Annotated in this window: 12 protein-coding genes; 4 read left to right on the top strand and 8 right to left on the bottom strand. The window is 68.0% G+C overall.

Features of this window, described 5'->3' with window-relative positions:
* The first annotated feature begins 13 nt into the window (after positions 1-13).
* Genes ACIPRI_RS26410 through ACIPRI_RS26395 form a run of 4 tightly spaced genes read left to right on the top strand, consistent with a single transcriptional unit; the run spans position 14 to position 4,822 of the window.
* Positions 14-1,996: an alkyl/aryl-sulfatase gene (locus tag ACIPRI_RS26410; protein ID WP_446624481.1), complete on the top strand. Its 1,983-nt coding sequence runs from the start codon at positions 14-16 to the stop codon at positions 1,994-1,996.
* Between the two features lie 16 nt (positions 1,997-2,012).
* Positions 2,013-3,650 carry an AMP-binding protein gene (locus ACIPRI_RS26405; protein WP_446624480.1) on the top strand — a complete coding sequence of 546 codons (1,638 nt, stop codon included), beginning with the start codon at positions 2,013-2,015 and terminating at the stop codon, positions 3,648-3,650.
* Between the two features lie 48 nt (positions 3,651-3,698).
* Positions 3,699-4,130: a cupin domain-containing protein gene (locus tag ACIPRI_RS26400; RefSeq protein WP_446624479.1), complete on the top strand. Its 432-nt coding sequence runs from the start codon at positions 3,699-3,701 to the stop codon at positions 4,128-4,130.
* Between the two features lie 59 nt (positions 4,131-4,189).
* Positions 4,190-4,822 (top strand): GbsR/MarR family transcriptional regulator, encoded by a 633-nt coding sequence (locus tag ACIPRI_RS26395; protein WP_446624478.1) that lies wholly within the window; start codon positions 4,190-4,192, stop codon positions 4,820-4,822.
* 14 nt (positions 4,823-4,836) lie between these two features.
* Here the strand turns inward: ACIPRI_RS26395 and cydX are convergent, their stop codons facing one another.
* The 8 genes from cydX to ACIPRI_RS26355 form a co-directional block, all read right to left on the bottom strand.
* Positions 4,837-4,965 carry a cytochrome bd-I oxidase subunit CydX gene (cydX, locus tag ACIPRI_RS26390; protein WP_446624477.1) on the bottom strand — a complete coding sequence of 43 codons (129 nt, stop codon included), beginning with the start codon at positions 4,963-4,965 and terminating at the stop codon, positions 4,837-4,839.
* Between the two features lie 15 nt (positions 4,966-4,980).
* Complete coding sequence (cydB, locus tag ACIPRI_RS26385; protein ID WP_446624476.1) at positions 4,981-6,135, bottom strand: cytochrome d ubiquinol oxidase subunit II; 1,155 nt, start codon at positions 6,133-6,135, stop codon at positions 4,981-4,983.
* A 4-nt stretch (positions 6,136-6,139) separates the two neighbouring features.
* Positions 6,140-7,726: a cytochrome ubiquinol oxidase subunit I gene (locus ACIPRI_RS26380; protein WP_446624475.1), complete on the bottom strand. Its 1,587-nt coding sequence runs from the start codon at positions 7,724-7,726 to the stop codon at positions 6,140-6,142.
* Between the two features lie 29 nt (positions 7,727-7,755).
* Entirely contained in the window at positions 7,756-9,471 is a 1,716-nt protein-coding gene (locus ACIPRI_RS26375) for an amino acid ABC transporter ATP-binding/permease protein (RefSeq protein ID WP_446624474.1), read from the bottom strand.
* On the bottom strand, positions 9,458-11,158 hold the full coding sequence (gene cydD / locus ACIPRI_RS26370; RefSeq protein ID WP_446624473.1) for a thiol reductant ABC exporter subunit CydD: 1,701 nt from the start codon (positions 11,156-11,158) through the stop codon (positions 9,458-9,460). Before cydD ends, ACIPRI_RS26375 begins: the two co-directional genes overlap by 14 nt.
* A gap of 185 nt (positions 11,159-11,343) precedes the next feature.
* A complete protein-coding gene (locus tag ACIPRI_RS26365) occupies positions 11,344-12,453 on the bottom strand; it encodes an acyltransferase family protein (protein WP_446624472.1) in 1,110 nt (369 codons plus the stop codon).
* An 80-nt stretch (positions 12,454-12,533) separates the two neighbouring features.
* Positions 12,534-13,496, bottom strand: a complete 963-nt coding sequence (locus ACIPRI_RS26360; RefSeq protein WP_446624471.1) for an NAD(P)H-dependent flavin oxidoreductase — start codon at positions 13,494-13,496, stop codon at positions 12,534-12,536.
* A gap of 101 nt (positions 13,497-13,597) precedes the next feature.
* On the bottom strand, positions 13,598-13,813 hold a 216-nt coding region (locus ACIPRI_RS26355; protein ID WP_446624470.1), incomplete at its 5' end, for an acyl-CoA dehydrogenase C-terminal domain-containing protein.

Below are 13,813 nucleotides of genomic sequence, written 5' to 3'. Positions count from 1 at the left end.
AGACAAGAACCCCATGAAACGAATTCCCCAGCGCCACGCCCTGGTCGCCATCGCGGCCGCCATCCTGACCACCGCGCTGCCCGCCGCGGCGCAGCAGGACGGCCTCGCCACCGCACCCAAGCCGGCCACGCCGAGCACCGTCGCCGCCAACCAGGCGGTGGCGCAGAAGCTCGAGCTCGACGACAAGCGCGACTTCGAGGAGGCCACCCGCGGCCTGGTCGCGACCATGCCCGAGCCGATGGTCAAAACGACCGACGGCAAGCTGGTGTGGGACGCCAACCGCTATGACTTCGTCAAGGGCGAGGCACCCGCCACCGTCAACCCCAGCCTGTGGCGCCAGGAAAAGCTCAACAACGCGCGTGGCCTGTTCAAGGTCACCGACGGCATCTACCAGGTCCGCGGCTACGACCTGGCCAACATGACGCTGGTGGAAGGCAAGACCGGCTGGATCGTGATCGACCCGCTGCTCACCACCGAGATGGCCCGCGCCACCCTCGCCTTTGCCATGGACAAGCTGGGCAAGAAGCCGGTGAGCGCGGTGATCTACACCCACAGCCACGCCGACCACTACGGCGGCGTGCGCGGCGTGATCGACGAGGCCGATGTGAAGGCGGGCAAGGTCAAGGTGATCGCGCCCGAAGGCTTCATGGAGCACGCCGTGGCCGAAAACGTGCTGGCCGGCAATGCCATGACGCGGCGCGCTACCTACCAGTTCGGCGCGGGCCTGGACACCAACGAGCGCCAGGGCGTGGGCAGCGGCCTGGGCAAGGCGCTCTCCAGCGGCACCATGGGCCTGATCCCGCCGACCGACTACATCGGCAAGACCGGCCAGGAAATGACGGTGGACGGCGTGCGCATCGTCTTCCAGATGGCACAGGGCTCGGAAGCGCCTTCGGAAATGATGTTCTATTTCCCCGACAAGAAGACGCTGTGCCTGTCCGAGGTGTTCACCAAGCACATGCACAACATCTACACCATCCGCGGCGCCAAGGTGCGCGACGCGCTGCTGTGGAGCAAGTACGCGAACGAGACGCTGGACATGTACCCGGACGTGCAGGTCGCCTTCGCCAGCCACCACTGGCCGACCTGGGGCGGCGACAACATCCGCCAGTACCTGGCCAAGCAACGCGACACCTACCGCTTCATCCACGACCGCGCGGCGAACCTGGCCAACCGGGGCCTGGTGATGGACGAGATCGGCAACGCCGACTTCTTCCCCAAGGCGCTGGCACAGGACGCCAGCTCGCGCGGCTACTACGGCACACTCAGCCACAACCTGCGCGGCGTCTACAACTTCTACCTGGGCTTCTACGACGCCAACCCGGCCAGCCTGAACAAACTGCCGCCGAGCGACGCGGCCAAGCGCTATGTCGCGGCCATGGGCGGCGAGGCCGCGGTGCTGGCCACCGCGCGCAAGGCCTTCGAGGCGGGCGACTACCGCTGGGTGGCCGAGCTGCTGAACCACGTGGTGTTCGCCAACCCTGGCAACGCCGCGGCGCGTGCCCTGCAGGCAGACACCCTCGAGCAGCTGGGCTACCAGTCCGAAGCCGGCACTTGGCGCAACGCCTACCTCGTGGGCGCCAAGGAGCTGCGCGACGGCGTGCTCAAGCCGACGACCTCGACCCAGGGCCCCGACGTGGTGCGGGGCATGGATCAGCAACTGCTGTTCGACTACATTGCGCTGCGCCTGAACCATGAGAAGACCGACGGCATGAAGGCCGCGATCAGCATGGAGTTCACCGACCTGAAGGAAACCTGGGCGCTGGAGCTGTCCAACTCGGTGCTCAACAACACCAAGGGCCGCGTGCTGAAGAACCCGGACGTCAAGCTGACGCTGACCCGTCCCGCCTTCCTGGCCATGCTCCTGCAGGGCAAGAAGCTGCCCGAGCTGGTGCAGGCCGGCATGGTGAAGGTCGAGGGCGACCCCAAGGTGCTGGGCGCGGTGTTCGCCAACATCGAGAGCTTCGATCCCTACTTCAACATCGTCACGCCCTGAAGAAGGAGACACGACCATGACGCAACAACGACCCTGGTTCGCCTCCTACGGCGACGTGCCCGCGCAGATCAATGCGGATGCCTACCCTTCGGTGGTGACCATGCTGGAAGAGGCGATGCGCAAGTACGCCGGCAACACGGCCTTCGTCTCCTTCGGCCAGCGCCTGCGCTACGCCGACGTCGATCGCCTCTCGGCGCGCTTTGCCAGCTACCTGCAGCGCGAGCTGGGCGTGGCCAAGGGCGACCGCATCGCGGTGATGACGCCCAACCTGGCGGCCTTCCCGATCGTATTCCTCGGCATCGCCCGCCTGGGCGCAGTGCAGGTGAACGTGAACCCGCTGTACACGCCGCGCGAGCTGGCGCACCAGCTCAATGACGCGGGCGTCAAGACCATCGTCATCTTCAACGGCTCGACCCCGACGCTGGCCGAGGTGGTGAAGGACACGCCGATTCGCCACATCATCGGCGTGAGCCCCGGCGATGGCCTGGCCACACCGCTGCCCGGCCCGGCCGCTGACGCGCGCCTGGACGGCGTACTGCCGCTGGCAACGATCCTGCGCGAGGAGGCCCCGACGAGCTACACCGCCCCGCAAATCCAGGGCGAGGACCTGCTGTTCCTGCAATACACCGGCGGCACCACCGGGTTGTCGAAGGGCGCCTGCCTGTCGCACCGCAACCTGGTGGCCAACACCGAGCAGTACAAGGCCTTCATGCGCGAGACCCTGCGCCCCGGCGAGGACGTGGTGGTCACTGCCCTGCCGCTCTATCACATCTTCGCGCTGATGGTGAACCTGATCAGCTACTTCTCGCTGGGCGCGCAGAACTGGCTGGTGGCCAACCCGCGTGACATCGAGGGGCTGATCGACACTTTCAAGGAGGCGCGCCTCACGGTATTCACCGGCGTCAACACCCTCTACGCCGGCCTGGCGGCCCACCCGCGGCTCAAGGAGATCGATTTTTCGCGCCTGCGGCTGGCGGCTGGCGGCGGCGCCGCCATCATGGAAGCGACTTCCAGGCGTTGGCAGGAAATCACCGGCCAGCGGATCCTGGAAGGCTACGGTCTGTCGGAGACCAGCCCGGTGCTCACCATCAACCTGCCTTCCGTCGACCGCTTCACCGGGACCACCGGCCTGCCGATGCCTTCGACCGACATCAAGCTGATCGACAGCGAAGGCCAGGAAGTGCAAGCGGGGAGCGCCGGCGAGATCTGCGCCAAGGGCCCGCAGGTGATGAGCGGCTACTGGGAGAAGCCGGAAGCAAACGCTGCCGCCTTCACGCAGGACGGCTACTTTCGCACCGGCGACGTCGGCGTCTTCGACGAGAGGGGCTTCCTCAAGATCGTGGACCGCATCAAGGACATGATCATCGTCTCGGGCTTCAACGTCTATCCGAACGAGATCGAAGCGGTGGCCACGGCCTGCCCTGGCGTGCTGGAGTGCGCCTGCATCGGCGTGCCGGACGAGAGGACCGGTGAGGCCGTGGCCCTCTTCGTCGTCAAGGCAGCCGGCGACGAGCTAAACGAGGAATCGCTCATGGCTCACTGCCGCGCGGCGCTGGCCGGCTACAAGGTGCCCAGGCACCTGCGCTTTGTCGAGGCGCTGCCCAAGTCCACCGTGGGCAAGATCCTGCGGCGCGAACTGCGCAGCCTGGCTTGAAGGAACGCTTTATGCATGCAGCGGCGCATCACCTTCAAGGAGCGCCCTATGCTGGACAAAGCCGAGACCCGGTTCTCGCACGTGAAGCCCAGTGACACGCAGTACGTCGGCGGCGGACTGCGCGACTTCTTCCTCTACCGCGACCTGGGGATCGCGCAAGCCACTCACGGCAAGGTGATTGCGCACCTGGTCAAAGCCAACATGGCCCCCGAAACGGGCACCGGCTGGCACCGCCATGAGGCAGATTTCCAGATCGTGTTCATGCTGAAGGGCTGGGCCCGCTTCATGTACGAGGACAAGGAAACCCTGGTGGAAGCCGGCGATGTCGTGCACCAGCGCCCCGGCATCCGCCACTACCTGTTCGACTACTCGCCGGACATGGAGTACCTGGAAATCGTCTCGCCGGCCGACTTCAAGAGCGTCGACGTGGAGCCGGCAGCGCAGGTGCCGGCGTCCACGCCTTGGCCGGAAAAGGCCTGAAGCATCGGGAATTTCAGGACCTTGTGAAAGTTCAGGAGCCGGCGCATGACAATGCGCGCATGGCCTCTCCTCCCCCTGCCCAGAGCGCGCAGCTCCCGCCCCTCAATCGCCAGTTCGTTGCCCATTTCGGCGAGATGGGCAGCCGCTGGGGCATCAATCGCACCGTCGGCCAGATCTATGCGCTGATCTTTCTCTCGCCGCGCCCGGTCAACGCCGACGAGATCGCCGAGCTGCTCGAGTTCTCGCGCTCCAACGTGAGCATGGGCCTGAAGGAGCTGCAGGCCTGGCGCCTGGTGCGGCTGCGGCACCAGCCCGGGGATCGCCGCGAGTACTTCGAGGCGCCGCAGGACGTCTGGGAAATCTTCCGCGTGCTGGCCGAGGAACGGCGCCGGCGCGAGGTGGAGCCCACCTTGTCGATGCTGCGCAGCGCCCTGCTGGAAACGCCCACCAGCGATGAAGAGCGCCACGCCCAGCAGCGCATGCGCGAAATGCACGACCTGATCGACCGGCTGATGAAGTGGTTCGACGATGTGCAGCGCCTGTCGCCGGAAACCGCCCTGCAACTCATGGGCATGGGCGCGGCGGTGACCAAGGTACTGACTCTCAAGGACCGCCTGAGCATAAAAAAGCCCGCCGCCCAGGCGACGAAGCCGAAGGCGGCGAAAGCTGCGCCGAGCCGGCGCAAGAGTTGATCCCGGGGGGCGGCTCAGCGTCTCGGCTTATCCATCTTGTCGTGCCGCACAGCCTCGTCTTCCATCAACTCGAACCACATGGCGTTGAGCACCGCGAAGGCCGCCGCCAGCGGCAGGCCGAGGATCCAGGCGAAGTACCACATAAAATTCTCCCTTGATCAGTAAGCGTGGCCGCGATCGTTCGCAATGTCGTCCGCATCAACCTTGCCGCGCAGCACCGAATAGACCCAGCTGGTGTAGGCCAGGATCATCGGCAGGAAGATGGCCACGCACACCAGCATGATGAACAGCGTCAGGTGGCTGGAGGACGAATCCCACACCGTGAGGCTGGCGCGCGGATCGATGGACGAGGGCAGGATGAAGGGGAACATCGACACGCCGACGCTCAGGACGATGCCGGCGACCGAAAGCCCGCTGCACAACAGCCCCAGCAGCGAACGCCGCGCCAGCATGGCCAGCCAGGCGAGCAGTGCGCCGCCCACGCCCAACGCCGGCACAACGTACAGCCAGGGGTGCGCCGCATAGTTGGCGAACCATGCGCCGGCCTGCTGCACCACCGTCTTCAAGAGAGGATTGGACGGCCCCGTGGGCACCACCGCGCTGGTGATCTGGTAGCCGCCGACGAACTTGTACATCAGCACCCCGGCCAGCGCGAACAGCGCCGCGGTCAGCACGGCCGCAACGCTGCCGAAGCGGCGCGCACGGTCGGCCACCGCGCCATCGGCCTTGAGCTGCAGCCAGGCAGCGCCGTGCATCACCAGCATGACCACCGACAGCACACCCGTCAGCAAGGCAAAGGGATTGAGCAGGCCGAAGAAGCTGCCGGTGTAGTGGATCTGCATGTCGGGCTCGAGCCTGAAGGGCACGCCCTGCAGCACGTTGCCCAGGGCCACGCCGCAGATCAGCGCGGGCACGAAGCCGCCGACGAAGAGCAGCCAGTCCCAGGTGTTGCGCCAGCGCGCCTCGTCGTACTTGCTGCGGAACTTGAAGGCGACCGGACGCAGGATCAGCGCAAAGAGAATCGCGAACATCGCCAGGTAGAAGCCCGAGAAGGACACCGCATACAGCTGCGGCCAGGCCGCGAAGATGGCGCCGCCGCCCAGGATCAGCCAGACCTGGTTGCCCTCCCAGACCGGGCCGATGGTGTTGATCACCACGCGCCGCTCCAGGTCGGTCCTGCCGGCAAAGGGCAGCAGCATGCCGGTGCCCAGGTCGAAGCCGTCCATCACCGCAAAACCCACCAGCAGGATGCCCAGCAGCAGCCACCAGATGAGGCGCAGCACGTCGTAGGAAATCAGTTCATGCAGGATCATGTTCTTACTCCGCGGTGGCAAGGGTGGTGTGTCCGCGCGAGCGGGCTTCGGCCAGCGTGTCCGGCTGCAGCTCGGGCCCCTTGCGGATGACCTTGAACAAGAGCTTCCACTCGATCACGATCAGCACCGTATAGATCAGGGCGAAGCCCAGGATGGTGAGCAGCACGGTGCTCGCGCCCAGATTGGACACCGCCACCGCGGTGGGCAGCACGCCTTCGATCACCCAGGGCTGGCGGCCCAGCTCGGCCACGATCCAGCCGCATTCGGCCGCGAGGAAGGGCAAGGGAATGCTCCATACCGCCACCTTCAGCAGCCAGCGGTAGCGGTCCAGCTGGCGCATGGCCGACAGCATGAAGAACACACCGGTCAGCAGGATGAAGAACATGCCCAGCCCCACCATGATGCGGAAGGTCCAGTACAGCGGCGCCACCGGCGGCACGGTGTCCCAGGCGGCCTGGGTGATCTGCTGCGGGGTCGCCTGGCGCGGGTCGTCCACGTAGCGCTTGAGCAGGAGCGCGTAGCCCATGTCGTTGCCATGCTGCTCGAAGGCAGCGCGCGCGTCGGCCGGAATGGCGGCGGTGCTGCCGGCGGCGCGGATGCGCTGCAGCGCGTCGTAGGCCTGGATGCCGTTGCCGATGCGCTTCTCCGCACTCTTTTGCAGCTCTTCGATGCCGGGGATCACGGTGGTGAGCGAGCGCGTGCCGATCAGGCCCATGACCCAGGGGATGTGCACCGCGTAGTGCGTCTCGCGCGCCTCCTGGTCGGGGAAACCGAAGGCGGTGAAGGCAGCCGGCGCCGGCTCGGTCTTCCACATGGCTTCGATGGCGGCCAGCTTCATCTTCTGGTGCTCGGTCGAGAGGTAGCCGCTCTCGTCGCCCAGCACCACCACCGACAGCGAGGCCGCCAGCCCGAAGGAGGCCGCCACCGTCATCGAGCGCCTGGCCAGCTCCAGGTGCCGGCCCTTGAGCACATACCAGGCCGACACGCCCAGCACGAACAGCGAGGCCACCACGTAGCCGGCCGACACCGTGTGCACGAACTTGGCCTGCGCCACCGGATTGGTCAGCACCGCGGCAAAGTCGGTCACCTCCATGCGCATGGTCTGCGGGTTGAAGGCCGCGCCCACCGGGTTCTGCATCCAGCCGTTGGCGATCAGGATCCACAGGGCCGAGAAGTTGGAACCCAGCGCCACCGCCCAGGTGGCGATCAGGTGGCCCACCTTGGACATGCGGTCCCAGCCGAAGAAGAACAGGCCGACGAAGGTGGCTTCCAGGAAGAAGGCCATCAGCCCCTCGATGGCCAGCGGCGCGCCGAACACGTCGCCCACGTAATGGCTGTAGTAGGACCAGTTCATGCCGAACTGAAATTCCATCACGATGCCGGTGGCCACGCCCATCGCGAAGTTGATGCCGAACAGCACGCCCCAGAACTTGGTCATGTCGCGCCAGATGCTGCGCCCGGTCATGACGTACACCGTCTCCATGATCGCCAGCAGGATCGACAGGCCGATGGTCAGCGGCACGAAGAGGAAGTGATACAGCGCCGTGAGCGCGAACTGAAATCTTGATAACGCAACGATGTCGAGATCCATGGGGGTTCCTTTCCTTTGTCTTGTCCTGTTCAGTCCTGCCGGAGCGCGTTCAGCGCCGCCGCGAAGTCCGGCGTGCCGCGGCGCGCTTCGGTCAGGAGACACCCCCCTTGCATGCACAGCAGGCGGTCTGCCAGCGCCGCCTCGCGCCGCAGGTGGGTCGCGATGACGATGCTGCGCTGCCGCCGCTGCGCTTCTTGCGCCAGACGCGTGAGGACGTCGTGCGCGGTGCGAGTGTCCAATCCTTCGGTCGGCTCGTCCAGTAGCCATAGCGAGGTGCGCTTGCGAAGCAGCAGTCGCGCCAGCGCCAGCCGGCGCGACTGGCCGCCCGACAGGCCCAGGCCGCCCTCGCCCAGGCGCGTGTCCAGGCCGTGCCGCATGGCGCGCACGTCGTCGGCCAGGCCTGCCGCCTGGAGTGCGGCCCACAGTTGCGCGTCATCGGCGCTCGGGTCCGCCAGCAGCAGGTTGCCGCGCAGGTCGTCCTGAAAGAGTTCGGTGCGCTGGGTCAGCCAGCAGGCCGACAGGGCGCGCAGCCTGCCCGCGCTGGGCCGGAGTTCACCAGCGATCGCTGCCAGCACCGTGGACTTGCCGGCGCCGCTGGCACCGATCAGGGCCACGCGCTCGCCGGCACAGATCTGCAGATCGACGCGCGGCACGGCGACACGCGCGCTGCCCGCATGCGCCAGCGCCAGGCCTTCGCACTGCACCGCCATGCCGGCATCGGGCATACCGACCGCTGCGCCCTCTTCCGTTTTCGGACGCAAGCGGGGTGCGATGCGGCGCACCGCCAGCCGGCTGCGGCCCAGTTCGATGGCGCCGCGGCGCAGTGCGGCAAAAGGTTCCATGGCGGCCAGGGCCAGCAGCACCAGCAGCGCCGCCACCGGCGCACCGATGCGTCCCTGGTCCACCAGCCAGGCGCCGGCGATCAAGGTGCCACCGAGCAGCAAGGCGCTGCCCGCGCCCCAGGCCAGAGCGGCACGAGTTTCCAGCGCGTGCAGCGCCAGTTCGGCCCGGGCGAGCCGCGCATCGGCGCTGGCCACCGCCTGGCACTGGGCCAACATGGCCCCCGCCATCACCAGCTCGGCCTGGCCGGCCAGCAGGTCGGCTACGCGCTCGCGCAGTCGCTCCAGCGCCAGTCCTCTGCGCATCGAGGCGCGCCGCGCGCGCGAGGCCACCAGCACGGCAATGCCGGTGCCGCACAACAGCAGCCACAGCGCCACCGCGAGGCCCAGCCAACCATCGGCAAAGGCGCCGAACATGAAGCCTGCGAGCAAGGCCGCGCCCAGGGCGGCGAGTGCCGGCACCATCACGCGCAGGTAGAGCGACTCCAGCGCGTCGATGTCGCCGGTCAGGCGAAACAGCAGGCGCGCCGGCCGTGCCGCGAGGCGCCGCGCAGCATCGGGCCGCGCCCAGCCGCGAAACAGCTTCTCGCGCAGCCGCGCGCTGACCGAGAGCGTGGCGTCGTGGGTCAGCACACGTTCGCCATAGCGCGACGCGGTGCGGCCGATGGCCAGCAGCCGGATGCCGGCCGAAGGCATGAAGACGTCGAAGGCAATGGCGCTGGCCGCCTGCAGCCCGGCCAGCGCGGTGGCGGTGATGAACCAGCCCGACAGGCCCAGGAGCGCCATGCCCATCAGCACCGTCAGCATGGCCAGGCCCGCGCCCAGGGCCAGCATGCGCGGGCGGGCAGCCAGATAGGGGCGCAGGACGGCGGCAAGCTCGCCAGCGTGGCGGCTAGGCGATCGCATCGGCCACCTCCTCTTCATGCAGCGCCGCTTGCTGCGCGCCGAGCAGGATCACGCGGTCCATGCGTGCGGCCAGCACGGGATCGTGCGTGGCCACGATGAGGGTCTTGCCTTGCGCCAGTTCGAGCAGTGCATCGCTCACCTGCCGCGCCGTTTCGCTGTCCAGATGCGCGGTAGGTTCGTCCAGCAAAAGCAAGTCCGCCTGCCGGCTGCGCAGTGCCAGCCGCGCCAGTGCCAGGCGGCGCGCCTCGCCGCCCGACAGGCCCTGCCCGCCTTCGCCGAGCGCGGCTGCCGGATGGGCCTGGTCCACATGCGCCAGGCCGGCAAGGCAGATCGCCGCCAGCACCTGACTTCGCGAGGCCTGGGGCTGCGCCAGCGCCACATTGGCATGCACGGTGCCGGCAAAGACATGCGGCCGCTGGTCCATCCAGGCCATGCGTTTGCGCAAGCGGGCCGCGTTGTCGTCGTTCATCGGCACGCCGCCGATCTCGATGCTGCCCGCGCGCACCGGCAGCAGACCGGCGATCGAGGCCAGCAGGCTGCTCTTGCCGCAGCCGCTGGGGCCGAACAGCGCCACATGCTCGCCGGCTGCAATGGCCAGAGAAACATCTGCCAGCATGGCGTCTTCGCCGCGGTGGGAAAGTTGCAAGTCGCGCAGGAGTACGCCGGGCGCTTCGCCGCGGTGATGCGGCTGTTCCCCCGGTGCCGGCGCAAACGCCGCGCCGCCAGGCAATGGCTCGGCCTCGTGGCTCAGTTGATCGACCGCGTCCAAAGCGGCCTCGCCGGCCGCGCGGTCATGCCAAACCGCCGACAGCTCGCGCAGCGGTTCGAAAAAGGCCGGCGCCAGCAGGAGGATGAACAGGCCTTCGCCCAAATCGAGGCGCCCGCGCCAGGCGCCGAACTGCAGCTGCACCAGCAGATGAAAGCCCACGTACACCGCCACCATCGCCACGCCCAGCGCGGCAAAGAGCTCCAGCACCGCCGACGAGAGAAAGGCAATGCGCAGCACGGCCATCGTCCGCGTCTGCAGGGTGCGTGCCGACGCTCGCAGGCGCAGCGCCGTGGCATCGATGGCACCCAGCGCCCGCAGGCTGGCCAGTCCGCGCAGGCGGTCCAGCAGGAAGGCGTTCATGCCGCCCTGCTCCAGCATCTGCGCCTCGCTGGCGGCCTTGGCGCGCCAGCCGACGATGGCCATGAAGAGTGGGATGAGCGGCGCTGCCAGCGCCAGTACCAGCGCGGCCGTCCACGAATGAAAGAACACGCAGCCCAGGATCGCCAGCGGCACCAGCTTGACGCGCCAGCGCGCCGGCTGATAGCGCGTGAGATAGGGCAACAGCGCCTCGGCCTGCTCGGCCAGCAGGCTGGCGGCCGCGCCGGAGGCGGGACGCGCCCGATCCAGGGGCGAACGGGCCGCCAGCTGGGCGGCCAGCTGCACGCGCAGCTCGCCCAGCAGCGCCCGCGCCTGTGCAAACATCCGGCGCGCACCTGCGGCGTCGCAAGCCGCGCGCGCCAGGCCCAGCACCAGCACGCCGGCAGCCGGTCGCCAAGCCGCATCAAGGCCCTTTCCGTCCGCCATGCCCTGCACCGCCATGGCCACCAGCGCCGCCTGCGGGATCCACAGCAGCGAGGCCAGCACCTGGAGTGCGGCGCCAGGCGGCAGGCGCCGAACCCAGCGACGGATCTGCTGCACGGCGGGGAGGTCTTGCGAGAATGCCAAGGTTTTCTGAATTTTCAGGTTTTCCTGAAATTACTCGAAACTGAAAATGGCGGCAATGGGGCATTTTGACCACGGCTGCGCCGAGCCGTGTGACATGCACTGCGGCCCGGTCGGCTATTCAACCGATGCGGGAGAGAAAGCCCGAGAATGCGCGCCGCTCAAGCGGCGACCAGCGCGCCGCACATCAGCAGCGCGGCCAGCAGCCCGAGCGTGAGGCGCCAGGAGGCCGGGCGTGACTCGACCCAGCGGTGCAGCAGGGCCGCAGCCCCGATGGCCAGCGCCACCGCCGCCGCCATGGCCAGCGCGTCGACCCAGGGCGAATGCGGCCCGAGGCGCGCCACCACCGCGTTCACCAAGAGGATGATGGGGAAGTGGATGAGAAACAGCGAATAGGAGATGCCGCCCAGCCACAGCAGGGGTCGGCTCTCGAGCAGCGCCGGCGGCGCACCCAGCCAGCCGCGCCGCTGCGCCAGCGCCAGCAGCAGCGCCACGGCCAGCGCAACGGCGATGCGGATGCGCCAGTCCCATAGCAGCGCCGCTGCGCCGACTGCGGCCAGCAACGCCAGGGCGATGGTCCAGCGGGCATCGCCCGGGATTCGGTCAAGCCAGAAGGCCAGCATGCCCAGGCCATAGGAGCCGATGAAATAGAAGGCCGTGGTGTCGAGCTCGGCCTGCAGGTTGAAGGCAAAGAGCGAGGCCGCCACCAGGGCCAGCACCAGCAGGGCCAGCAGCCATGCAGCCCGCGCGGCGCTGAGCTGCCAGCGGCGCTGCAGCCATTCGGCCAGCATGACCATCACCAGCGCCAGCACGAAAAGTTGGAAATCGATGGCCACGTACCAGACGCCGGTCGACAGCGCCTCGTAGCCCAGCAGGTCCTGCAGCAGCAGGCCATGCGCCAGCAGTTGCGCGAGCACCGGCGCGGCCGGCACGGCCTCGTGAGCGAACCAGGGACGGATGGCCGCCGCCACCAGCACGCTCACGCACATGGCCGCCAGGTAGGGCATGGCGAGACGCGCATAGCGCTGCCAGACGCGCTGCCAGGGCCCCTGGTTGGCACGCAGCACGCCCTCGGGCGCCAGCGAGGCGGCAGCCAGGAAGCCGGCAATGACCAGGAAGACCTGCACCGCGAGGCGCCCGTCCTGCCCCAGCCAGCCGACGAGGCGCGGCGCCAGCGCGGCCGCGCCTTCCGGCAGCGGACCGTAGCGGCACAGGTGATGGCCGACGATGAACAGGCAGGCGATGCCTTTTGCCGCATCCAGCAGCGGCATGCGCCCGCCTGCAGGCGGCCGCATGGCGGCAACGTGGCCCCCCGATGGGGCTTTCGCCGTTTCGATCGGCGGGATTGCGCTCAAAGCGCCAGGCGCTTGCGAGCTTCGAAGTACTCGCGCTTGAGCTTCTCGACGAAGGCGGCGGCGGGCGTCACCTCGGTGATGGCGCCGATGCCCTGGCCCGAGCCCCAGATGTCCTTCCAGGCCTTCTTCTTCGAACCCTCGCCGCCGCCGAAGTCCATGGTCTTGACGTCGCCTTCAGGCAGATTGTCCGGGTCCATGCCGGCGGCGCGGATCGAGGGCGCCAGGTAGTTGCCATGCACGCCGGTGAACAGGCTCGAATAGACGATGTCGTCCGAGCTGCCCTCGACGATCGCCTTCTTGTACTCGTCGCTGGCACGCGCTTCTTCGGTCGCGATGAAGGCCGAGCCGATGTAGGCGAAGTCGGCGCCCATGGCCTGGGCCGCCAGCACGGCGCCGCCGGTGGCGATGGAGCCGCTGAGGGCCACCGGCCCGTCGAACCATTGGCGGATCTCGTGGATCAGCGCGAAGGGGCTCTTCACGCCCGCGTGCCCGCCGGCACCCGCCGCCACCGCGATGATGCCGTCGGCGCCCTTCTCGATCGCCTTTTGCGCGAACTTGTTGTTGATGACGTCGTGCAAGGTCACGCCGCCGTAGCTGTGCACGGCGTCGTTGACGTCGGTGCGCGCGCCCAGCGAGGTGATGACGATCGGCACCTTGTACTTCACGACCATCTCCATGTCGTGCTCGAGCCGGTCATTGCTCTTGTGCACGATCTGGTTGATGGCAAAGGGCGCAGCCGGCTGGTCCGGGTTGGCCTTGTTGTGGGCCGCCAGCGCTTCGGTGATTTCGGCCAGCCAGTCTTCCAGTTGCGCAGCCGGACGCGCATTGAGCGCCGGCATGGAGCCCACCACGCCGGCCTTGCACTGGGCAATGACGAGCTTGGGGTTGCTGATGATGAAGAGCGGCGAACCGATGATGGGCATCGGCAGGTTCGCGAGCACGGGCGGCAGCTTGGACATGAAGTCTCCGAAAGAACTGGACGAAGGGTTATACGTTTTGGAAAGTGCGGCACCCGTGCTTTGCGCGACAGGTGCCGCCTGCGCCTTGCAGGCGTCGTCGGTCAGAAAGCCTCGACCGGCAAGGCGGTGACGCTGGCAGCGCCGTCGACGATGCTGTCGGCCATGGCCGGCACGCCATTCAGGATGTGCTCGGCATAGAAGCGCGCGGTCGCGATCTTGGCCTTCATGAATGGCACGTCCGTGCCCTTGGCGGCCAGCTCCTGCGCCACCAGCAGCGAGCGCGCCAGCTGCCAGCCCGCCACCAGTTTGCCGGCCGC

The organism is Variovorax sp. LARHSF232 (assembly GCF_052871435.1).
The sequence above is the reverse complement of the archived record's forward strand: the minus strand, read 5'-3'. Positions and strand labels throughout refer to the sequence as shown.